This window comes from Actinomycetospora chiangmaiensis DSM 45062 (assembly GCF_000379625.1).
Classification (GTDB): domain Bacteria; phylum Actinomycetota; class Actinomycetes; order Mycobacteriales; family Pseudonocardiaceae; genus Actinomycetospora; species Actinomycetospora chiangmaiensis.
In genome coordinates, this window is record NZ_KB903229.1 from 305,477 (window position 1) to 326,741 (window position 21,265).

Annotated in this window: 22 protein-coding genes; 8 read left to right on the forward strand and 14 right to left on the reverse strand. The window is 75.0% G+C overall.

Features of this window, described 5'->3' with window-relative positions; translation table 11 throughout:
* Window positions 1–31 precede the first annotated feature (31 nt).
* The gene (gene wrbA, locus A3CO_RS0114915; RefSeq protein WP_018333047.1) at window positions 32–634 is read right to left on the reverse strand and encodes an NAD(P)H:quinone oxidoreductase; all 603 of its coding nucleotides are present in this window, start codon (window positions 632–634) and stop codon (window positions 32–34) included.
* Between the two features lie 64 nt (window positions 635–698).
* On the opposite strand from wrbA, the gene A3CO_RS0114920 reads away from it, so the two are divergent.
* Both A3CO_RS0114920 and A3CO_RS37550 read left to right on the forward strand, forming a co-directional pair.
* Window positions 699–2,006: a PucR family transcriptional regulator gene (locus A3CO_RS0114920; RefSeq protein WP_018333048.1), complete on the forward strand. Its 1,308-nt coding sequence runs from the start codon at window positions 699–701 to the stop codon at window positions 2,004–2,006.
* Window positions 2,003–3,940, forward strand: coding sequence for a homocysteine S-methyltransferase family protein (locus A3CO_RS37550; RefSeq protein ID WP_018333049.1), 1,938 nt, complete (start codon window positions 2,003–2,005; stop codon window positions 3,938–3,940). The genes A3CO_RS0114920 and A3CO_RS37550 overlap by 4 nt, the downstream gene beginning before the upstream one ends.
* Here the strand turns inward: A3CO_RS37550 and A3CO_RS0114930 are convergent.
* The 5 genes from A3CO_RS0114930 to A3CO_RS32405 all read right to left on the reverse strand — a co-directional run bounded on the left by A3CO_RS0114930 (window position 3,922) and on the right by A3CO_RS32405 (window position 8,843).
* On the reverse strand, window positions 3,922–4,953 hold the full coding sequence (locus A3CO_RS0114930) for a TIGR03857 family LLM class F420-dependent oxidoreductase (protein WP_018333050.1): 1,032 nt from the start codon (window positions 4,951–4,953) through the stop codon (window positions 3,922–3,924). The genes A3CO_RS37550 and A3CO_RS0114930 overlap by 19 nt on opposite strands.
* Window positions 4,950–6,047 (reverse strand): phosphotransferase family protein, encoded by a 1,098-nt coding sequence (locus tag A3CO_RS0114935; protein WP_026204628.1) that lies wholly within the window; start codon window positions 6,045–6,047, stop codon window positions 4,950–4,952. The genes A3CO_RS0114930 and A3CO_RS0114935 overlap by 4 nt, the downstream gene beginning before the upstream one ends.
* 26 nt (window positions 6,048–6,073) lie before the next feature.
* On the reverse strand, window positions 6,074–6,352 hold the full coding sequence (locus tag A3CO_RS0114940) for a hypothetical protein (protein WP_018333052.1): 279 nt from the start codon (window positions 6,350–6,352) through the stop codon (window positions 6,074–6,076).
* 3 nt (window positions 6,353–6,355) lie between these two features.
* A complete protein-coding gene (locus A3CO_RS0114945) occupies window positions 6,356–8,092 on the reverse strand; it encodes a PEP-utilizing enzyme (RefSeq protein WP_018333053.1) in 1,737 nt (578 codons plus the stop codon).
* A 70-nt stretch (window positions 8,093–8,162) separates the two neighbouring features.
* Window positions 8,163–8,843 carry a TetR/AcrR family transcriptional regulator gene (locus A3CO_RS32405; RefSeq protein ID WP_018333054.1) on the reverse strand — a complete coding sequence of 227 codons (681 nt, stop codon included), beginning with the start codon at window positions 8,841–8,843 and terminating at the stop codon, window positions 8,163–8,165.
* A 140-nt stretch (window positions 8,844–8,983) separates the two neighbouring features.
* Between A3CO_RS32405 and A3CO_RS32410 the strand changes: the two genes are divergently transcribed.
* Both A3CO_RS32410 and A3CO_RS0114960 read left to right on the forward strand, forming a co-directional pair.
* Window positions 8,984–10,549: an AMP-binding protein gene (locus tag A3CO_RS32410; protein WP_033414414.1), complete on the forward strand. Its 1,566-nt coding sequence runs from the start codon at window positions 8,984–8,986 to the stop codon at window positions 10,547–10,549.
* Entirely contained in the window at window positions 10,549–11,151 is a 603-nt protein-coding gene (locus A3CO_RS0114960; RefSeq protein ID WP_018333056.1) for a histidine phosphatase family protein, read from the forward strand. The genes A3CO_RS32410 and A3CO_RS0114960 overlap by 1 nt, the downstream gene beginning before the upstream one ends.
* Before the next feature lie 25 nt (window positions 11,152–11,176).
* Here the strand turns inward: A3CO_RS0114960 and A3CO_RS0114965 are convergent, their stop codons facing one another.
* Complete coding sequence (locus A3CO_RS0114965; RefSeq protein ID WP_018333057.1) at window positions 11,177–11,815, reverse strand: hypothetical protein; 639 nt, start codon at window positions 11,813–11,815, stop codon at window positions 11,177–11,179.
* 108 nt (window positions 11,816–11,923) lie between these two features.
* Here A3CO_RS0114965 and A3CO_RS0114970 point away from each other — a divergent pair, with 108 nt between their 5' ends.
* The 3 genes from A3CO_RS0114970 to A3CO_RS0114980 are packed head-to-tail and all read left to right on the forward strand — an operon-like array spanning window position 11,924 to window position 15,364.
* Window positions 11,924–13,117 carry a cytochrome P450 gene (locus tag A3CO_RS0114970; protein ID WP_018333058.1) on the forward strand — a complete coding sequence of 398 codons (1,194 nt, stop codon included), beginning with the start codon at window positions 11,924–11,926 and terminating at the stop codon, window positions 13,115–13,117.
* Window positions 13,110–13,889 carry an SDR family oxidoreductase gene (locus A3CO_RS0114975; RefSeq protein WP_018333059.1) on the forward strand — a complete coding sequence of 260 codons (780 nt, stop codon included), beginning with the start codon at window positions 13,110–13,112 and terminating at the stop codon, window positions 13,887–13,889. Before A3CO_RS0114970 ends, A3CO_RS0114975 begins: the two co-directional genes overlap by 8 nt.
* 11 nt (window positions 13,890–13,900) lie before the next feature.
* Window positions 13,901–15,364, forward strand: a complete 1,464-nt coding sequence (locus A3CO_RS0114980) for a pyruvate, phosphate dikinase (RefSeq protein ID WP_018333060.1) — start codon at window positions 13,901–13,903, stop codon at window positions 15,362–15,364.
* Between the two features lie 13 nt (window positions 15,365–15,377).
* Here the strand turns inward: A3CO_RS0114980 and A3CO_RS0114985 are convergent, their stop codons facing one another.
* The 7 genes from A3CO_RS0114985 to A3CO_RS32420 all read right to left on the reverse strand — a co-directional run bounded on the left by A3CO_RS0114985 (window position 15,378) and on the right by A3CO_RS32420 (window position 19,864).
* Window positions 15,378–15,557 carry a hypothetical protein gene (locus A3CO_RS0114985; RefSeq protein WP_157647587.1) on the reverse strand — a complete coding sequence of 60 codons (180 nt, stop codon included), beginning with the start codon at window positions 15,555–15,557 and terminating at the stop codon, window positions 15,378–15,380.
* Between the two features lie 130 nt (window positions 15,558–15,687).
* Window positions 15,688–16,467, reverse strand: a complete 780-nt coding sequence (locus A3CO_RS32415; protein ID WP_018333062.1) for a tyrosine-protein phosphatase — start codon at window positions 16,465–16,467, stop codon at window positions 15,688–15,690.
* A gap of 112 nt (window positions 16,468–16,579) precedes the next feature.
* A complete protein-coding gene (locus A3CO_RS0114995) occupies window positions 16,580–17,344 on the reverse strand; it encodes an energy-coupling factor ABC transporter ATP-binding protein (protein WP_018333063.1) in 765 nt (254 codons plus the stop codon).
* The gene (cbiQ, locus tag A3CO_RS0115000; RefSeq protein WP_018333064.1) at window positions 17,341–18,099 is read right to left on the reverse strand and encodes a cobalt ECF transporter T component CbiQ; all 759 of its coding nucleotides are present in this window, start codon (window positions 18,097–18,099) and stop codon (window positions 17,341–17,343) included. Before cbiQ ends, A3CO_RS0114995 begins: the two co-directional genes overlap by 4 nt.
* Window positions 18,099–18,440 carry a PDGLE domain-containing protein gene (locus A3CO_RS0115005; protein WP_018333065.1) on the reverse strand — a complete coding sequence of 114 codons (342 nt, stop codon included), beginning with the start codon at window positions 18,438–18,440 and terminating at the stop codon, window positions 18,099–18,101. The genes cbiQ and A3CO_RS0115005 overlap by 1 nt, the downstream gene beginning before the upstream one ends.
* Entirely contained in the window at window positions 18,437–19,138 is a 702-nt protein-coding gene (locus A3CO_RS0115010; RefSeq protein WP_018333066.1) for an energy-coupling factor ABC transporter permease, read from the reverse strand. Before A3CO_RS0115010 ends, A3CO_RS0115005 begins: the two co-directional genes overlap by 4 nt.
* 63 nt (window positions 19,139–19,201) lie before the next feature.
* Entirely contained in the window at window positions 19,202–19,864 is a 663-nt protein-coding gene (locus A3CO_RS32420) for a TetR/AcrR family transcriptional regulator (protein WP_018333067.1), read from the reverse strand.
* Between the two features lie 98 nt (window positions 19,865–19,962).
* Here A3CO_RS32420 and A3CO_RS0115020 point away from each other — a divergent pair, with 98 nt between their 5' ends.
* Window positions 19,963–21,210 carry an FAD-dependent oxidoreductase gene (locus tag A3CO_RS0115020; protein WP_026204630.1) on the forward strand — a complete coding sequence of 416 codons (1,248 nt, stop codon included), beginning with the start codon at window positions 19,963–19,965 and terminating at the stop codon, window positions 21,208–21,210.
* Window positions 21,211–21,265 lie beyond the last annotated feature (55 nt).

The following is a 21,265-nucleotide window of genomic DNA, read 5'->3' on the forward strand; positions in this document are numbered from 1 at the left end:
GCAGTGACGCATTGCTTGCATCGGGACCGGCCTATCCCGCGAGCTTGTCCGCCACCTGCGCGAGCCGCGCCCCCTGCACGCGGGCGGCGCCGAGGGCCTCGTCGTCGGGGGCCGCGGACTTCCGCGACACCCAGGACGCGCCGTAGGGGTTGCCCGAGGACATGAGCGACGGGTCGGCCGCGTAGCCGAGGGGCATGATCAACGTGCCCCAGTGGTAGAAGGTCATGTTCATCGCCACGGTGGTCGTCTCCAGACCGCCGTGGCCGGTGGAGGCCGACGTGAACGCGGTGCCGACCTTGTCCGCGAGCTTGCCCTGCGCCCACAGCCCGCCCGTGGTGTCGATGAACGACTTGAGCTGTTCGGCCGCCCCGCCGAACCGGGTGGGGCTGCCGAGGGCGATGCCGTCGGCCCACTCGAGGTCGTCGAGGGAGGCGACGGTGTCGTACGGGTTGTCGTCCACCCACGCCTTCCACCGGCGGTTGGCCTCGATCGCCTCACGGGGCGCGCGCTCGGCCACCGGCCGCACCCGGACCTCGGCCCCCGCGCCGCGGGCGCCCTCGGCGAGGGCCTCGGCGAGGGCGGCGACGTTTCCGGTGGCGGAGTAGAAGACGACGGCGATGCGGGCCACGGGCACTCCTTGTCGACGGGGATGTCGTGATCACCCTCTCGCGCGTGCCCACGCGCGGCACACTGGACCGGTGGTGGTGACCGACGGCCCGACGACGGGTGCCCCGCGCCCGGCGTCCGACCCGCCCGCCGAGACGCTGCGCGGGCTGGTGCTGCTCCACCGCCGGATCTCCGGGCTCGCCGCGGCCGACGACGGGCCCGTGGCCGTGACCCGGCTGCTCGCCGAGCAGCTCGGCGCCGTCGCCGCCGTGGTCGGGGTGGACGACACGTGGCCGGTGCTCGCCGCGTCCGCCCCCGGGGTGGACGAGGTGCGGGCCGCGGCGGTGCTGCGCGCCGAGATCGCGGAGCCGCGCTGGGCCCGGGTGCTCGACGCCGCGCGGCGTGGCGGCCGGGCGATGCGCGTCCCGGGGCGCGGCACGTGGGTGCGGGTGGTCGTGCCGGTCGAGGTCGCCGGCGAGACGACGGCGGTGCTGCTCGCCGAGGAGGACCCCGCCCGGCGGTCCCGCCCGGCCGCCCTCGACGGCAGCGCCGCCGACGACGTCCTGCTGCTCGCCACCGAGCACGCCGCGACGATCGTCGGGGTGCTGCTGGGCCGGGAGCGGGTGCTCGCCGCGGCCGCCGGTCAGGTCCGGGACGACCTGCTCTCCGGGCTGCTGCTGGGCCGCGCCCGGTCGGCGAGCGAGGCGGCGCAGTGGGCCGAGCACCTCGGGCTCGAGGTCCCGGGCGCCCGCGTGATGGTCCTCGTTCCCGACGACGGGGCGGCGGCAGGCCTGCTCGCGGCCGCCCGCGACCGGCTCGGCCGGCTGGTCCCCGACCTCCTCGCGGTCCTGCGCGACAGCGAGCTCGTGGCGGTCGTCCCCGCCGGGGTGGACCCGGACGACCTGGCGGCGCGCCTCGCGTCGGGGCTGGTCCGCGGCGGGGGCCGGTGGCCGGTGACGGTGGGGCTCGGACGGGCCGTCGACGACCTCGCCGGGCTCGCCCGCTCCTACGACCAGGCCCGGCGCACGGTCGAGGCCGCCCGTCGGCTCGGCCGCGAGGGGCGGCTCGTGCGCTTCGAGGACCTCGGGGTGCACCGGCTGCTGCTCCAGGTCCCCGACCCGGAGGACGCCCGCGCCTTCGCCCGCGAGGTGCTGGGGCGGCTCGTCGACGGCTCCTCGGAGCGCGCGGGCGAGCTGGTGCGCACCCTGGCGCGCTACTTCCGGGAGGACGGCAGCCCGCAGCGCACCGCGCGGGCGCTCTCCGTGCACCCGAATACCATCGGCTACCGGCTGCGCCGCGCCGAGGAGCTGTCCGGGCTCGTGCTCGACCACTACTCCGACCGGCTCGCGGCCCAGGTGGCCCTCGAGATCCTCGGCTACATGGACGAGGGGTCCCGGTGAACGTCGCGGACGCCCTGGCCGCGGGCACCCTGCTCGGCGACGGCGCGATGGGCACGCTCGCGCAGGCGACCGGCGCCCGCGCGGAGGGTGCGGTCAGCGAACTCGTCCTGCTCGCCCCGGAGCTGGTGGGCGCCCTGCACCGGCGCTACCTCGACGTGGGCGCCGAGGTGATCCAGACCCACACCTACGGGGCGAGCCGCCTGCGGCTGGCCCGCCACGGCCTGGCCCGTCAGGTCCACGAGATCAACGTGGTCGCCGCGCGGCTCGCGCGCGAGGCCCTCGACGACGCCGGCCGCCCCGCCTTCGTCGCGGGGTCGATCTCGCCGGCGACCTCTCCGCGCCTGGCCGGGCCGGTCGAGCCCGCCGCGGTGCGGGCCGCCATCCGCGAGCAGGCGGCCGCCCTGGCCGAGGGCGGGGTCGACGTCCTGGTGTGCGAGACGTTCGCGCACGCCGACGAGCTGGCCGAGGCCGTCGAGGCGGTCCGCGCGGCGACCGACCTGCCGGTGATCGCCCAGGCGACGTTCGTCGAGGAGGACGGCGGGCCGGTGACGACGCACGGCGAGACCCCCGAGGACGTCGCGCGGGTCGTCGGGGCGCTCCGCCCGCTCGCGCTCGGCTCCAACTGCACGCTCGGGCCGCAGGGGCTGCTCGCGGTGGTCCGCCGGCTCGTGGCCGCGGTGCCGGAGGGGATCGCGGTGACGGCGCTGCCCAACGCCGGGCTGCCGCACGTCGTGTCCGACCGGAGCGTCCGCTTCGCCTCCGACGCCGCCCACTTCGGTCGCTACGCGGCGCGGTACGTCGCGGCCGGCGCGCGGCTGGTCGGCGGCTGCTGCGGGACCACGCCGGCCCACGTCGCGGCCGCGGCCGCCGAGCTGGCGCGCGGGCCGGTCGTGGACGAGCCGGTCGTGCTCCCGATCTCGCGGGTCGCGTCCCCAGCCCGTGGCAGCGGAGCGTCGTCGCTGTCGTCCAGTGGCAGCGACGACGCTCCGCTGTCACCGGGGGAGGGACCGGGCCGCGGTGCGGTGGCCCGCTGGCTCGACGCGCCCCGTCGTGACCCGCTGCTCGTCGCGGAGGTGACCGGACCCGGCGCGGACGACCTCGACGTGCACGTCGCCCGCGGCCGCGCCGCCCTCGCGGCCGGGGCCGGGGCGCTGTGGGCGGGGCGCGAGCGCACCCGTCGGCCCCGGATCACGACGGCGGGGGTCGCCGCCGGGGTGCACGAGGCCCTCGACGCGGACGTCGCGCTCACGGTGACCAGCTGGAACACCAGCCGGATGGCGCTGCAGGCCGACCTGCTCGGGCTCGACGCGCTGGGACTGCACACGATCGTCACCGAGACCGGCAACCCGCCGGTGCACGCCGACCGGGCGGTGCGCGACGGGGTGTGGGAGGTCGACGCGGTGGGCCTGGTCGGGCTCGCGGCGTCGCTGGCCGCGGGGGTCGACGCGGACGGTCTGCGTGTCACACCGACCCCGTTCCGGGTCGGGGTCCGCGTGACGCCCGGGACCGACGACCTGGAGCGGGAGATGCACCGGGTGCGGCTGAAGGTCGAGGCGGGCGCGGAGTTCCTCGTGACCCGGCCGGTCTACGAGCTCGACCGGCTCCGCCGGGTCCTCGCGGGCGCCGGGGTGTCGGTGCCCGTCCTGCTCTCGCTCGCCCCGCTGTCCGGCTTCGCCGAGGCCGAGCACCTGCGCCACGAGGTGCCCGACGTCGTCCTCCCCGACGACGTCCTCGCCCGGATGCGGGCGGCCGGGGAGGACCCCGCCCCGGGGATGGACCTCGCGGCCGACCTGGCCGCCGAGGCCCTGGCCGAGGGCCTGGTCGACGGCATCGTCGTCCGGCGCCCCGGCCCGCCCGCGCTGCTGGCCGAGGCGGTCTCACGCCTCGGCGCCGTCGTCACGGCCCGGACGACGGTTCAGGCCCGCGGCCGGTAGTTCCCGACGACGGGTGCGAGCTCGGCGGGGGTGGACGCGTGCAGGATGACGCCGTCGACGCCCAGGTCGAACTGGGCGGCGACGGCCTTCGCGCACTCTGCGGCACCGCCGGTCGCTGCTGGGGCGAGCCACGCCTCGGGCAGCACCGTCGCGATGTGCTCGATCTCGTCGCGGGTGGCGACGATGTCGGCCCAGCCGCCGAGTCCTGCGACCACGGGATCGGCCCGGAACCGCCGGAGGTCGGCCGGGTCCCAGTCGTTCGTGCGGACGAGGAGGTCGCCGTAGACCTGCAGGTAGGTCGCGAGACGGGCCACCGTGCGCTTCAGGCGGACCTCCTCGGGGAGGTGGTCGGGCACCGTCGCGAAGCACGACCACACCGCGACCGACGCCGGGTCGCGGCCGGCGCGCTCAGCCGCCTCCCGCACCGTCTGCACGCATCGCGCGGTCGTCTCGTCGCTGAAGAAGGTGTGGAGCACGACGGCGTCGGCGGCGCGCCCCGCCAGCGCCAGGGTCCGGGGCCCGAACGCGGTGAGAGCGATCGGGATGTCCTCGTCGAACGTCGGGTCGAGCCGGAGTGCGGGCCACCGGCCGGCCGACCCGTCGTGGTCGAAGACCGTCTCGCCCCGCCAGAGCCGGCGCATCAGGCCGATGAAGTCCTCGAGCTGCGCCGTGGTCACCGGGGGCAGCCCGAAGGCCCGGAGCTGGGGGGCGAGGCCGCGTCCGAGCCCGAGGGTGAAGCGACCCTCGGTGAGCCGGTGCATCGTCGTCGCCCAGGCGGCCGTGACCGCGGGGTGGCGGGTGTGGTGGTTGGTGGCCGCGGTGGCCACCCGGAGCTCGGTGGTGATCGCCCCCATCGCCCCGGAGAGCGACGCGGCCTCCTTGATGGAGAACCGCTCGGAGAGGAACGCCGACCCGAACCCGAGCTCCTCGCCGAGCCGGACCTCGTCGAGCATCTCCCGCGGGGACGACGGCTGGCCGCCGAGCGTGTAGAAGCCCAGCTCGGGATGCCTCATCGCGCGCTGCGCGAGCGCGTCGCCGCGATGCCGTCCCAGTCGTGGGCCGCGGCGCAGTTCCGCTCGAGCAGAGCGAGGATCAGGGTGTTGACTTGCTCGACGTCGGGGAGCAGGGCCACCGCCGCGGTGGTGATCATGAGCCCGGAGAGGACCTGCGTGCGGTAGTCCTCGAACGCCTCCTCGGGGGAGTAGCCGGGGGCGATCGCGCCGAACTGCCGCAGGTAGTCCTCGATGAGCCGGCGTTCGTGGACGCGGCGCAGGTCGGCGTCGAGGCTGCCGGAGAGGAAGTAGCCCACGTCGTACATCGGGTTGCGCAGCCCCGTCACCTGCCAGTCGATGAGGACCGCCCGGATCCCGCCGTAGACGTGCTCGAACAGGACGTTGTCCACCCGCGGGTCGCCGTGGGTGAGGGTGAGGCGCGTCTGGGGCAGCAGGTGCCAGTCGTGGGCGATGTCGGCGGCGGCCGCGACGACGTCGAGGTCGGCCTGCGGGAGGCGGTCGCGGAACCGGTCGGCGACGAGGGCGGCCCCGCGCCGGACGCTCGGGCTCCAGTAGTCCGCGGCCTCGGTCATCCGGATCGGCCAGGCGGGTGCCGTGGCGGGGTCCTGCGGCGTGAACGTGGCGTGCAGCCGCGCGAGCTGGGTGAGGACGGCGGCGGCCTCGTCGACCCCGCAGCCCGCGACCTGGTTGCCGGGCGTCGCGTCGGTGAGGTCCTCGATGACGAGGTTGATGTTGGTCTCGTCCCCGTCGACGTGGAACAGGACGGGGATGCGGGCCGCACCCCGCTCGGTGATGGCGCGGTAGCCGCCGATCTCCCGGTGGTACGCGCCGCTGCCCAGGCCGTGCTGGTGCACCTCCGGCGAGCGCGGCCGGAACTTCGCGACGACGGCCTCGGGCGCGCCGGGCGGCCGCGTCCCGTAGTCGATCGTCAGGTGCACGGTGTCGCTGACGTTGCCCGCCCCGATCGGCCGGGCGGTGACGCCCCGGACCTCGACGCCCGGGTGGCGCGCGGACAGGGCCGCGGTCAGCCAGGCGTCGTCGATCTCGTCGGTGGTGTCCAGCACTGGGACGGCGGGGGGTGCGGTGAGGCTCATGGCGCGCTCGCTTCCGGGCTGTCGGATCAGGCCCAGGGTTCGGTGGAGTAGGGGGTGTTCCAGACGTCGGTGATGCGACCGTCGACGACACGGAAGACCTCGATTCCGGACAGGAGCCGGTCGGCGGTGCGTCCGCGGGCGGTCCAGACGAGGACGGCGAAGGCGTCGTCACCGGCGAGGACCTCGGCGGTGATCTCGCGGACGAGCTCCACGTCCCCCGCGTGGTAGATCTCGTCGAGGTAGCGGCGGACGACCGCCACCGGCCCGTCGGCCGGGGTGGTCGCGGCGGGCCCGGTGGCGGTCATCGGTCAGCCGATGATCGTCACGGTCGCGGCGGTGCCGTCGACCTCGATCGTCGCACCGTCGGGGATGCGGCCGGTGGCGTCGCTCGCGGAGACCACGCAGGGGATGCCGAGCTCCCGGCTGACGATGGCGGCGTGGGAGAACGGCGCGCCCACGTCGACCACGACGGCGGACGCGGCGACGAACAGCGGCGTCCACGAGGGGTCGGTGATCGGCGCGACGAGGATGTCGCCGGGCTCGAGCTCGGCGTCGTCGTCGGGGTCGGTGAAGATGCGGGCGCGCCCGCGGGTGACGCCCGTGCAGCCGGAGACGCCCTGGATGACCTCGCCGACCTGCGCGGTGGTGCGCGTCCGGGCCGAGCGGCGCTTCCACTCGGCGAGCGGGGGCGGGTCGCCGACCACCACGAACGGCGGCTCGTGGTCGAACAGGTCGAGGTAGACCTGCTCGCGCTCGCGCACCACAGCGGTGAAGGCGCCGGGGTTCGCGAGGTAGTCGCCGAGCTCCTCGGCGAACAGCATGTAGATCTGCTCGGGGGTGTCGAGGTGGCCCGCGGCCGCCCCGCGGCGGCCCAGCTCCAGGGCCGGGAGGCGCAGTTCGTGCACGAGCATCGCGGAGGTGGTGCGGGAGCGCTCGCGGCCGCGCAGCCACAGGGCGGCGGCGTGCAGGGCCGCCTCGAACTGCCCGGCGGCCTCGGCGTTCCCGGCCAGCAGCTCGCGCAGGCTGGCGGTGGCGGCCTCCCGCTCGGCGGCCCGGGCGGCGTTCTTGACGGCGGGTGCCTCGTCGTCGCCGACGGTCCGCATCCGGTCGACGGTGTGCAGGGCGAGCTCGGGGGCGAGCCCCCAGGTCTTCGACCGCAGCTCCCACTCCCCGGGACCCCGGAAGTCCCACTCCGCGAGGAACGCGTCGAGCTGGGCGCGGAAGGCCACGACGGCGGGGTCGGTCGACGCGACGATGCGCTCGTCGAGCCCCGCGACGCCCGCGTCGAACAGCGCGGCGACCGGGCCGGTCCGGGCGAGGCGACTGAGGCTCCACATCCCGTTCGACGGTCCGGCGGAGTCGACGTCGCCGATGCCGCTCACGAGCGTCAGCCCCAGCTCCGGCCGCCCGACGGCCGCCGCGACCTGGGCGACGGCGCCGAGGCCGACCCCGGACTTGAGGCTGGACTCGATGTGGTGCTGGAAGAAGCGTTGCTGGACGTCGCCGAAGGAGGTGAGGCGTTCGACGAGCTGCGAGTCGGACAGGGACGCGACGTCGGGTCGCTCGCCGCGGATGGCCAGGACCTCCGCACGGTCGGCGTCGTAGGCGGGCAGGCCCTGCGCGAGCAGGACGTCGTTCATCAGCCAGGCGCCGGCCTTCTCGGAGTACGCTGGGTCGTCGTCGAAGTCCCGGCGCTCGCTCTCGTAGCTGGGGATGCCGGGCATGTCGCCGAAGTACTGCAGGTCGACGGCCTCGGCGCCCATACCCGGCACCCGCACGCCGAACAGCCGCATCAGCGACATGTTGATGTAGAGGTAGCTGCCGAAGGCCGGGAGGATGTTGCGGCCGACGCCGGCGTCGTAGACGTCGTGGTCCCACACCCCGCAGGCGACGAACGCGTCCCGCCAGCCCGGCTCGAGGTACTCCTGGAAGCCCACCGACGCGTTCAGCGGCGAGATCGGGTCCGGGAAGATCTCGCCGACGTTGGCCCGCGAGTACAGCGGGAACGTCTTCGAGGTCGCGTCGAAGATCGGCCAGTCGGGCATCGGGGTCTGCTCCCTCGTCGCTCACGATGTGAACTGCGAGTCGCATCGTGATGCGCGCCACGTCGGCCTGTCAAGCCTCCCCGCGGTCCACCAGCGGCAGTGCCCGGTGCCAGACCTCGCCGACGGCCACCGCCAGCTGCTCGATGCGCTCCCGGCGGGGGGTCGCCGCCGGGAGGCCGATGTGGACGTAGGCGGTCTGCTCGATGGCCGAGCCGAGCACGTCGGCGAGCAGCTCGACGTCGGTGTCGTGCAGTCGGCCGCGGCGGTGCAGGTCGCGCAGCCAGCGTGCGGTGCGCTCGACGTAGTTGGCCCGCTGTGCGAGCCACAGCTCCGAGAACCCCTCGTCGGTGCTCGTCGCGGCCGCCTCGCGCATGACGCGCAGAATCCGCCGGTTGCGGGCGTACGAGGTCAGGTAGGCGCTCGTCAGGGCCACGAGCGTGGCGCGGTCGGTGCCGTCGCCGGTCCGGGTGGTGCGGTGGGTCGAGCGCGTGAGCTCGTCCAGGCTCGGTCGGAGCGCCTCGAGGAAGATCTCGTCCTTGCTCGCGAAGTGCCGGTAGAAGTTGCCCTGCGAGACGCCGGCGGCGAAGACGATGTCGGCGATCCGCGTGCGGCTGTAGCCGTACTCGGAGAAGCAGGTCACGGCGGCGTCGAGCAGCTCCTGCCGGGTCCGCAGCCCGCGCGTGTTCTTGCCGCGCCGGACCGGCGGCGACCCGGTCCCGGCGTCGCCGGTGTCGTCGTCCGCCACGCTCACCGGGCGCCTCCTGGGATCGGTCCGTGATGCAGCAATCACCCTAGCTCAGGGCCCGACCAGCGGAAACGGTCTCGGGACTGCCGCAGGATGCGACTGGTCGTCTACATTGTCGCCGTCCGAGACCTGGAGGGGGTCAGCTGGTGTATCCCGGCAGCGTCGCCCGGCAGGCGCCCTCGCGACCCGCGATGGTCCTCGCCGAGAGCGGGGAGACGGTGACCTACGCCGAGCTCGACGAGCGCAGCGCGCGGCTCGCCACGGCCCTGCGCGCCCGGGGCCTCGCCGACGGCGACACCGTCGCGATCCTGCTCGGCAACGACGTGCGGTGGGGTGAGGTCTGCTGGGCGTGCTGGCGCAGCGGGCTCGTGCTCGCCGCCGTGAACCACCACCTGGCCGCCCGGGAGCTCGTGGCCGTGCTCGCGCAGGCCGCGCCGCGCGCCGTCGTGACCACCCCGGAGATCCTTCCCGCCCTGGTCGGGGCCCTGGGTGACACGGCCGCCGGGGTCGCGTGGCTCGTCGTCGGGAAGGTGCCCGCGGAGGCGCCCGACGGTGCCGTGGAGCTCGACGACCTCGTCGCCGGGACCGACCGCGACCCCGACCTCCCGGAACGCGCGGGCGGTCGGCTGCTGTTCAGTTCCGGCACGACCGGGACCCCCAAGCCCGCCCGTGTGGCCCCGCGCGACGTGCACCCGGACGAGCTCGGCGTGCGCTCGGCCGGTCTGATGCGCACGCTCGGGTTCAGCGAGCCCGGCGCCGGCGTCGACGTGCTCCTCGTCCCCGGCCCGGCCTACCACGCGGGCCCGATCGGCTTCCTGCAATCGGTGCACCAGGCCGGCGGCACCGTGGTGCTGATGCGCCGGTTCGACGCGGCGGGCGCGCTCGCCGCGATCGAGCGGTACCGGGTGACGCACAGCCAGTGGGTGCCGACCATGTTCGTCCGCCTGCTGCGCCTGCCCGACGAGGTCCGGGGCCGGTTCGACCTGTCGTCGCACCGGGTCGCGGTGCACGCCGCCGCGCCCTGCCCGCCCGCGGTGAAGCGGGCGGTGCTCGACTGGTGGGGCCCGATCGTCCACGAGTACTACGGCGCGAGCGAGGGGTACGGGCGCACGGTCATCGGACCGCGGGAGTGGCTCGCCCACCCGGGCTCGGTGGGCCGGGCGGTCGGCAGCGGGGTGGTGATCGCCGACGCCGCGGGCCGCCTGCTGCCGCCCGGACAGGACGGTGCGGTGTGGTTCACGGCGCCCGGCGCGGCGGAGCCGGAGCGGGGTCCCGACGGCGGGGCCGAACTCGCCGCCACGCCCGGCTGGGGTGCGGTGGGCGACCTCGGGCACCTCGACGCCGACGGGTACCTCTACCTCACCGGCCGGGCGAGCCAGCTGATCATCACCGGCGGCGTCAACGTCGCACCCCGCGAGGTGGAGCTGGTCCTCGAGGAGCACCCGGACGTCGACGAGGTCGCCGTGGTGGGCGTGCCCGACGAGGAGTTCGGCGAGCGCGTGGTCGCCGTCGTCGTGCCCCGCTACGGCGTCGCCCCCGACCTCGAGGACCGCCTCGTCGCGTGGGCCCGCGACCGGCTGGCGCACGTCAAGTGCCCTCGCGCGGTGCAGCTCGTCGACGAGTTGCCCCGCAACGACGCGGGGAAGGTCCTGCACCGCGTCCTCGTCGCCCGCCTGTCGTCCGCCCACTCGTCCGACCCCGGAGGTTCGTGATGGAGATGGTGCTGATCCGCCATGGCCGGCCGGCGGACGCGGCCCAGTCCGACCCCGGACTGTCGCCCGACGGGCACGCCGCGGCCGAGCGGCTCGCCGAGCACCTCGCGGGCGGTGCCGTGCGGCGGCCCGACGTCGTGTGGTCGAGCCCGATGCGGCGCGCGCTGGAGACGGCGGCGGCCCTCGCCGAGCGCCTCGGGGTGCCGGTGCGCACCGACGAGCGGCTCCGGGAGTTCGACCACGGCGTGGCCGTCTACGTGGCCGCCGACCGGACGGCGGACGCGCAGGAGCGGGCCGAGATGTGGCGGGCGCTCGAGACCGGCCGGTGGGGTGCCCACCGGTTCGACCCGGAGGCCTTCTGTCGCGACGTCGATGCCGCGCTCGCCGAGATCGCGGCCGAGCACCCCCGTGGGGTCGTGGCCGTGGTGTGCCACTCCGGGGTCATCAACGCGCACCTGTGCTCGGTGCTCGAACGCCCCCGCAGCATGTTCTGCCAGCTCGAGCACACGTCGGTCAGCCGGCTGCTCGTGTCCCCGCAGGGAAAACGGCTGCTGCACACCCTGAACGAGACGGCGCACCTGCAGGTGGCGTCCGCCCTGTGAGCACTATTCCGTGCCAGAACACGGATTAGTGCTCACGGGGCGAAGCCCCCTCGTCGGCCGTGTTCCGGGTCCGGCCGAGCGAGAGGATGAGGTCCTGGTGGAGCTCCATCCAGATGTCGTGGTACGAGTCCTGCATCGGCGCTGTGAACGCGGATCGCTCTCCGGCGCGGACGCGTTCGAGGGCGGCGGCCAGCCGCGGTCGGTAGGCCGACATCCGGTCGAGCGCGGCGCCGACGCCCGACAGCACGGCGCCCGCCCGCTCGTCGACCGCGCCGAGCCGGGCGACGACGGCCTCGTCGTGCGCGGCGTCGGTGTGGTCGTTCGGGGTGTCCCCGTCGCCGCGGGTCTGCCAGGCGTGGCACACCGTCTTGAACTCGCCGTTGAGCGGGAGGAAGTCCTCGTAGGCCTGCTCGAGCACGGTGCGGGCGGTGGGGTCCACCGACCCGGCGACGAGCTCCGCGTGGGCGGCCTTCCCGTCCTTCGTGAGGCTCCAGCCCTCGATCCGGCCGCCGGAGCGGTGGCGGACGAGGCCCTCCGCGCCGAGGTCGTCCAGGGCGGCCGCGATCTCGGCCTCGGGGGCGGCGACCACCGCCGCGGCGACGGCCGCGCTGGTCATCCCCTTGACGCGCAGGGCGTGCAGGGCGCGGAAGCGGGCGTCGTCCATCGCTCCTCCTCGAGCTGTTTTGTGAATGCCAGTTGCATCTGGTGGGAGACTAGTGTTCCCTGTCACCACCCGGCAAGCAGCGGCCGGCCGACCTGTGGGGAGCCCTGGGTGACCACCGCGAGTATCGACCTCACCGACGTGTCGGCCTTCGCGCAGGGACGCGACGCCGACCTCCTCCGGGTCCTGCGCGACGACGACCCGCTGCACTGGAACGACGAGCCGGACGGCCCCGGCTTCTGGTCGGTCACCCGGTACGCCGACATCCGCCGCATCGCCACCGACCCGGCCGTCACGGTGCGCGAGGGCACGCAGATCCCGTCGCGGCGCGCGGAGGGCGACGGCGACCGCAGCATCCACCACCTCGACGCCCCCGAGCACATGAAGCTGCGCCGACTCGTCATCCCCGTCCTGCGACCCGCCGCGGTGGCCCGGTGGGAGGACGAGATCACCACCGTCGTCGACGACCTGCTCGACCCCTGGGTGGGCGCCGGCGAGTTCGACCTCGTCCCCGCGATCTCCGCGCAGCTGCCGCTGCTCGTGCTCGGCCGACTCCTCGGGGTCCCCCCGCAGGACTGCCCGGACATCCTGCGCTGGACCAACCAGATGGCCTCCGCGGATCCGGAGTACGCCGACGGCCCCGAGACCGCGGTCCGCGCCCGCGACGAGGTCTTCGCCTACTTCCGTGAGCTCGAGGCGGCCCGCCGGGCGGTCCCCGACGACGGGCTCGTCTCGGTCCTCGCGCACGCGCAGGTCGACGAGCACCCGCTCACCCGCGGGCAGCTCGACGCCTACTACCTCATCCTCATGGTCGCCGGGAACGAGACGACCCGGAACCTGCTCTCCGGCGGGGTGCACGCCCTGCACCTCGAACCGGCGGCGTGGCCCTGGATCACGGCGGACCCGGCCGCCCGGCTCCGGCCGGCGATCGAGGAGATGCTGCGCTGGGTCTCCCCGGTCCTCTGCATGCGCCGCACCGCCACGGCTCCGCTGGAGCTGCACGGCCGCACGATCGCCCCCGGCGAGAAGGTCGTCATGTGGTTCGTCTCGGGCAACCGCGACGACCGCGTCTACACCGACCCCGACGCCTTCCGGCCCTGGCGCGACGAGGCCGACCACCTCGGCTTCGGTTGGGGTGCGCACGCCTGCCTCGGCGCCCACCTCGCGCGGCTGGAGGCGACCGTGTTCTTCCGGCGGCTCGCCGAGCGCGGACTCGAGATCACGCAGACCGGCGGGATCGACCGGCTGGCGTCGAACTTCTTCCGTGGGACGAAGCACCTCCCGGTGCGGATCGACCATGGCTGAGCGGACCGCGCTGGTCACCGGGGCCGCCTCCGGGATCGGCGCCGCGCTCGTCGGTCTCCTTCCCGACGCCGGGTGGCGCGTCCTCGCGCTCGACCGCGCGCCGGTGCCGGCCGCACCCGACGTCGAGACCCTCACCTGCGACCTCACGGACCCCGCGCAGGTCGCGGCGGTCGTCGCGCGGGTGCGCGACGAGGTGTCGGCCGTGGCGCACGTCGCCGGCGTGCCGGGCACGGCCCCGGCCTCGACGGTGCTCGCGGTCAACGTGCTCGCCGCGCGCCGGCTGATCGAGCCCCTGCTGGGGACGCTCGACTCCGTCGTCACGGTGGCCTCGGTGGCCCAGTACCGCAGCCCCGAGCCGGACGACGTCCTCGACGAACTCCTGGCCTGCGGGGACGCCGCGGACCTCGACCGGTGGTTGGCCCGCCACCCGCACGCCGGGCCCGCCGCGTACGACACGTCGAAGAAGGCGCTCGTGCGCTGGACCCGACTCACGGCGGGCCGCCACATCGGCGGCGCCCGCCTGAACGCGGTCAGCCCCGGGCCGGTCGAGACCCCGATCCTGCGCGACTTCCGCACGTCGATGGGCGAGGCCGACATCGACCGGGCCGCCGCGGCGGTCGGGCGTCACGGTCGGCCGGACGAGGTCGCCGCGGCCGTCGCGTTCCTGCTCGGGCCGTCGGCGTCGTGGATCCGCGGCGTCGACCTGCCGGTCGAGGGCGGTCTCCTGGCCGCGCGGGCCGCCGCAGCCGCCGCAGCCGTCGTCGTGAACTGAGGAGATCCACCGTGACCACCGGCCTCGACGACCGCTCGACCGACACCGTCGTCGCCCTCGACGGGACGTGCTCGCTCGGTCGCGAGCGCCTGGGCGGGAAGGCGCACTCGGTCAACCGGATGCGCGCCCTCGGGCTGCCCGGCCCGCCGGCGTTCGCGATCACCACCGACGTCTGCGCCCGCTACCGCGCGGCGGGGCTGCCCGACGAGGTGTGGGCCGGGGTCGTCGACGCGATGCGGGCCCTGGAGGCGGACTCCGGGCGGCGGTTCGCGGACCCGTCGACCTCCCTGCCGCCGCTGCTGGTGTCCGTCCGCTCCGGGGCGGCGCAGAGCATGCCCGGGATGATGGACACGGTGCTCAACCTCGGCCTCACGCCGGAGGCCGTCGCCGGGCTGGCGGCGAGCACGGGCGACCGGGCGTGGGCGGAGGACACCGACGCCCGGTTCCGGCGCTCGTACGCCGAGGTGGTCGACCCGGCCGGGCCGCCGGACGACCCGTGGGAGCAGCTGCGCGCCGCGATCGGCGCCGTGTTCCGCTCGTGGGACAGCCCGCGGGCCCGCGTCTACCGCGACCGGTACGGGCTGGACCACGACGCCGGGACCGCGGTGACGGTGCAGGCCATGGTGTTCGGGAACCGCGACGACGCCTCGGGCACGGGCGTGGCGTTCAGCCGTGACCCCTCCACCGGCGACCCCGTGCTCTACGGCGAGTGGGTGCGCGGCGGGCAGGGCGAGGACGTCGTCTCGGGCACGGTGACGCCGGTGCCGATCGCGGCGTTCGCCGACGAGATGCCCGCGCTGCATGCCGAGCTCGCCGCGGCCGCGTCGACGCTCGAGGCCGCGTACCGCGACCTGGTCGACGTCGAGTTCACCGTCGAGTCCGGGCGTCTCTTCGTGCTCCAGGCCCGGGCCGGGAAGCGGTCCCCGACGGCGGCCCTGCGGATCGCGGTCGACCTCGCGGCGACCGGGACGATCACACGCGACGAGGCGCTGGATCGGCTGACCGCCGACCACGCCCGCGGGCACCTGGAGGCGTCGGCGACGACGGGCGGGGAGACCCTGGCGACGGGAACCGGGGCCGGCCCCGGGGTCGCGTCCGGCCTCGTCGTGACCGACCCGGACGACGCGCTCGACGCCGACGGACCGGTGGTGTTGGTGCGGCCGTTCACCGCCCCCGACGATGTGCCCGCGATGTACGCCGCCGTCGCGGTGGTGACCGAGCACGGCGGGACGACGTCCCACGCTGCGCTTGTAGCCCGGGAGGCCGGGCTGCCGTGCGTGGTGGGCTGCGGCGACGGGACCGTCGGCACGTTGGCCGGTCGGGTCGTCACCGTCGACGGCGCCCGCGGCGTGGTGCTGGCGGGCGACGTCACGGGCGAGGCGGGTCCGCGTGTCGTCGCCGACTGGGAGACCACCCTGCTCGGGTGGACCGGCGCGGCGACGCTCGCGGACCTGCCGGCCCGGCTCGGCCGGTAGGACCGGGTAGGACTCAGACGGCGACGGGGCGCGGGGTGCTGCTGTGCACCGCCGCGCGCAGCCGGGCGACGGTCTCGCGCAGGTAGGTGACCTCACGGGTCAGCGACTCCACGGTCTCGCCCGCGAAGTCGTAGGCCATCTCCTCCGGCATGACCACGACCCCGCAGCAGGGGCAGGTCGCGGGGGTCGTCATGAGGTGCACTCCTCGGGTCGGTCGAACCGCTCTCATCGTCCAGTTTCCTGACCACCGACCCGCCCGGCACTGTCGCGCACCCCAGCGTTGCCGGGCGCGATTTTGTGGTCGACCACAGCCGTGCGGCCGATCAGTCCAGCAGCAGCTCACGCCACTGCTCCACCCGGGTGTCGGGCACGCCCGCCGCCCGTGCGACCTCGCGGGCGCCGTCGCCGTCGAGGCGGTCGAGGACCCCGAGCAGGTGCTCGCGGGTGACCCCGACGTCGCCGGCCGGGATCACCCCGGGACGCAGCATCGGCCGGCGTTCCAGCCGCCGTTGCAGGCCGATCCGGCGCGCGTTCGTGCGGGTGAAGTCGGCGTCGACGGCGGCCCGGGTCACCCCCGCGAGCCGCAGCAGCACCGCGACCGAGACCCCGGTGCGGTCCTTGCCCGCCGCGCAGTGGACGAGCACCGGGTGCGGCCCGTCGACGACCGCGTCGAGCAGCGGCGGCAGCCAGACCCCGGCCGCGTCGACGAGCGCGAGGTAGAGCTGGTCGGTCGGCAGCCGGTCGTCCCCGTCCCGCGCGAGGATCGCGGGGTCGAGGGCGTCGACCATCGGCAGGTGCAGCCACCGCGTGCCGGCGAGCGGGTACGGGTGGTCGAGTTCCCGGTCGCTGCGCAGGTCCACCGCCACTCCCGGCGGCCACGCGAGGCCCGCGGGCCAGCCCGGGGAGTCCGGCCCGTCGTCGGCGAACGGGGCGTCGCCGCGCAGGAGGATGCCGGCACGCGTCCGTCGGCCGTCGACGGTGGGCAGCCCGGCCACGTCGCGGATGTTGTTCGTCGGCGGCCCGGGCGGGACGTGCGCGGCGACGTCGCGACGGTTCGCGGCTTCCCGACGGAGACGGCGGATGCGGTTGAGGGGGTTCCTCACGCCCGCATCCTCACAGGCCCGGCGTTCTCCCTCACCCCCGGATGATCCGACGGCACTCTCGCGCAGCTCGACGGAGCGAGCGTGCTGGTCGTGCGCGACCCGTCGTCGGGAATCAGACCCGGAAGCCGAAGGGGAGCTCCAGGCGGTGCCCGGCGAGGAAGGCGGCGTCGGCGAGCAGCTCGCGGGTCGGCGCGTCGGCCACGACGACGCCGTCGTCGATCACCACCGCGCGGGGGCAGAGCTGCAGGGCGTAGGGCAGGTCGTGGGTGACCATGAGCATCGTCCGGTCCAGCCCGAGCAGGACCTCGGCGAGCTCCCGCCGGGCGACCGGGTCGAGGTTGGACGAGGGTTCGTCGAGCACCAGGATCTCGGGGTCGCAGGCGAGCACGGTCGCGAGGGCGACCCGGCGTCGCTGGCCGCCCGAGAGGTGCATGGGGGAGCGGTCGGCGTGCTCGCCCATGCCGACGGCGTCGAGGGCGGTCTTCACCCGCAGCGACAGGTCCGGTTCGACCACACCGAAGTTCGCCGGGCCGAAGGCGACGTCGTCGCCGACAGTGGGCATGAACAGCTGGTCGTCCGGGTCCTGGAACACCACGCCCACCCGGCGCCGGATCTCCTGCAGGTGCGGCCTCGCCACCTCCAGGCCCCCGACGCGGACCGTCCCGGCGCCCGCGCGGTGCACGCCGTTGAGGTGCAGCACGAGCGTCGTCTTGCCCGCGCCGTTGGGGCCGAGCAGCGCGACGCGTTCGCCGCGCTCGATGCGCAGGTCGACGCCGAACAGCGTCTGGTGGCCGTCCGGGTAGGCGAACGCCAGCCCCTCGACCTCCAGCGACGGCTCCGACGACGGTCGAGCTCCGCGGCGCTGCGTCTCCCTCACGCGTAGCCCGCCGTCGCGCAGAGCACCGCCGCCACGGCCGGCACGAGGGCGACCGTCCAGGTCCGCCGACCCGCCGTCGTGTCCCCGAGCAGCGGCATGGCGCCGGTGTAGCCGCGGGCGAGCATCGCGAGGTGGACGCGCTCGCCGCGCTCGTAGGAGCGCAGGAAGAGCGTGCCGACGCCGCGGATCGTCGGGCCGATCTGCCACAGGAACCGCGGGTCGTTCCCGCGGGCGACGCGGGCCAGCCGCATGCGCCGGGCCTCGGCGGCGATGACCTCGAGGTAGCGGACCATCAGGGTCGCGATCGTGGTGACCATGCCGGGGACCCGCAGCCGGGTGAGGCCGGCGAGCAGGTCGCGTACCGGCGTCGTCATGCCGAGCGTGATGGAGACGAGGACGCCGAGCGTGCCCTTGACCAGGATGTTCCAGCCCGCGAGCAGGCCGTCGACGGACAGCGGGAGGCCGAGGACCTCGATGCGCGGGCCGGCGGCGAGGAACGGCAGGAGCACCGCGAGCACGACGAACGGCGCCTCGATCACCGAGCGCGCCGCGATCGCCGTGACCGGGAGCCGGGCCGCGACCCAGATCGCGACCAGCAGGACGAGATGCGCCCCGAACACCCAGAACGCCTCGCGCGGGGTGGCCACGACCGCCACCACCAGGACGAACGCGACGACGATCTTGACGTGGGCCGGCAGCCGGTGGACGACGCTGTCGCCGGGGTGGTGGAGGGTGTGCGCGTGACCGGCGCCCATCAGGGGCCCGAGCGGCGTCGGAGCAGCCAGAACAGGCCCCCGGCCACGACGAGCGTGGCGATCACGCCGACGACGCCCGCGACTCCCGTCAGCGCGTCGTCCCCGCCCACCGCGTAGTCCGCGAACGGGCTCCCGGCCGACGCGTGCTCGCCGGCGTTCTGCGCGATGCACCACCCCTGCAGGGCGCCGTCGGTCTCGCGACAGCCGGTCTGCGTGACCGCGTCGAGCCCGTCGGGGGAGCCCGACGCCAGGTAGGACGCCCCGCCCGCGAGCAGCAGCGCGACGAGGAGGAAGGCGCCGAGGACGCCGGCCTGGCGGCGCCTCGTGGGCGTGCTCGTCATCGGGTCGCACCCTCCCTGATCGTCAGCTCCGGGCGCGGCCCGCGCAGCAGGTACACGAGGTCGGGCCGCACCGCGGCGACCGCGCCGACGGTGAGCGCGGTGATGATCCCCTCGCCGATACCGATGAGGGTGTGGAAGCCCGCCATCAGCGCCAACACCGTGCCCAGCGCCGGCCCCTGCCCGCCCAGGGCGTACTCGAGGACGAAGCCCAACGAGGCGACCAGCGTGTTCACCCACGCCGCGACGAAGGCCGTGACCAGCAGCCCGGCCCGCGACCGACGCGCGAGCGGGCGCAGCGCCACGGCGACGGCGAAGCCCACGCCGGTGCCGATCAGGGCCATGTTCGTGATGTTCGTGCCGAGCGCGGAGAGGCCGCCGTCGGCGAAGAGCAGCGCCTGCAGCACCAGCACGATCGCCACGCACAGCGCCCCGACGGACGGGCCGACCAGGATCGCGGTGAGCGCGCCCCCGAGCAGGTGGCCGCTGACGCCCGGCAGCACCGGGAAGTTCAGCATCTGCACCGCGAACACGAAGGCCGCGACGAGGCCCGCGAGGGGTGCGGTGCGGTCGTCGAGGTCGCGCCGGGCCCGGGCGATACACACCGCCAGCCCCAGGATCGCGACGACCCCGAAGGCCAGCGACACCGGCGCGTCCACGATGCCGTCGCTCATGTGCATCGCGACCGGTTCGGTCGACATGCGCCCTCCTCGCCCGATCGTGGTGGTTCGGGTGAAGAGTGTCGCAACGTCGTGCTTGTCGCACTAGTCCTGCGAGTGCATCGAACTGGCCGGTCGGGCAGTGGTGTCCGGTGCGCCCAGCAGGGTGTGCACCGCGGCGACGAACCCGTCGACGTCGCGGTAGCCGAATACGGCGCGCTGCATGACGAACCCGGGGACCACGGCCATGACGACGTGCGCGCCGGTCTCCGGCGGGAGTGCGGACGGGATCAGCCCGGCGTCCTGGCCGCGGCGCAGGCCCGTCGCGATCCGCTCGCGCAGCGCCTGGAACCCGCCGCGGACGCGGTCCTGCAGCACCCCCGGGCGGGTCGCCTCGCCCCAGGCCTGCACCCCGCAGAGCACGAGCTCGTCCAGGTCGATCTCGGAGCCGTCCGGCAGGCGGGTCGTCTGCGCGCCGAAGGTCCCGACGACGGCCGCGACCAGGTCGGCGACGGTCGGGGCGGCCGTCCTGTCCACCGCCTCGTCGAGTCGACCGGTGAGGATCGAGAACGCCTGCCCGGCGACCTCGAGCACGACGTCGTCCTTGCTCGGGTAGTAGCGGTAGAACGCGCCCGTGGACAGGCCGGCCTCCCGGGCGATGTCCGGCATCGAGGTCTGGTGGAAGCCGTCCCGGGCGAAGCAGCGGCGCGCCGCCCCGAGGATCCGACGGCGGTTCTCCTCGCGGCGTTCCTCGGTGATGCGGGGCACCTAGCTCCCCCTTCCGTGAATGCTCGTTCGCCTTGACGGAGCTCCGTCTGCCGTCGACGATAGTGAAAGCTCGTTCACGGTGGCTCGAGGAGGCAGTCATGGAACGGACGACCTGCTGTGTGGTGGGCGGCGGCCCGGCCGGGATGGTGCTGGGGCTGATCCTGGCCCGCGCCGGTGTCGAGGTGACCGTGCTGGAGAAGCACGGTGACTTCCTGCGCGACTTCCGCGGCGACACGGTGCACACCTCGACCCTCACGCTGATCGACGAGCTCGGCCTGTGGCCCCGCTTCGATCAGCTGCCCTACCGGGCGCTCACCCGCGCCCGGATCCGGATGGACGGGGGTGAGGCGACGCTCGGCGACCTGTCGCGGCTCGACGCGCCGCACCCGATGATCGCGATGACCCCGCAGTGGCACCTGCTCGACATGCTGGCCACCGCCGCGCGCGAGGAGCCCACGTTCACCCTGCGCATGCGCGCCGAGGTGACCGGGCTGGTGCGCACCGGCGAGCGCGTGACCGGTGTGCGGCTCGCCGACGGGTCCGAGCTCGCCGCCGACCTCGTCGTGGCCTGCGACGGGCGCGACTCGCGGGTGCGGGCCGAGTCCGGCCTGCCGCTGCACCGCTACGACGTGCCGATCGACGTCGAGTGGTTCCGCGTCCCGCGCCACGCCGACGATCCCGACGGCGGGTTGGGGCGCGTCGGGCGGGGCCGGTTCCTGGTGATGCTGGACCGGGCCGACTACTTCCAGTGCGCTCTCGTGATCGGGAAGGGCACCGACGCACGGCTGCGGTCCGGCCGCGTCGAGGCGTTCCACGACTTCCTCGTCGCGATGAACCCCTGGCTCGCCGGGCGGTTGGACGACCTCGCCTGGGACGACGTGAAGCTGCTGGAGGTGTCGCTGGACCGGCTCACCCGCTGGTGGGCACCCGGCCTGCTCTGCATCGGCGACGCCGCCCACGCCATGTCGCCCATCGGCGGCGTCGGGATCAACCTCGCCGTGCAGGACGCGGTGGCCGCGGCCCGGCTGCTGGCCGCCCCGCTGCTCGCCCACGACCCGGCCGCCGTGGACCGCGCCGGGCGCGCGGTGCAGCGTCGTCGCACCCCGGCGACCGTCATCACGCAGACCGCGCAGGACCTCGCCCACCGCCGCGTCGTCGCCCCGGTGCTCGACGCGGAGCCGACGGACGACGCCGACCGCATGCCGTTCCCGGTCCGGCTGATGAAGCGCTTCCCGGCGCTGCAGTGGCTGCCGGCCCGGGTCGTCGGGATCGGCGTGCTGCCCGAGCACGCGCCCGACTTCGCGCGACGCCCGCCGTTGCCGGTGGTGGCGGCCCCGGCCTCGTGACGGCCCCCGCTTCGTGACAGGAAAGCGTCGTTGCTGTCACCTAGTGACAGCAACG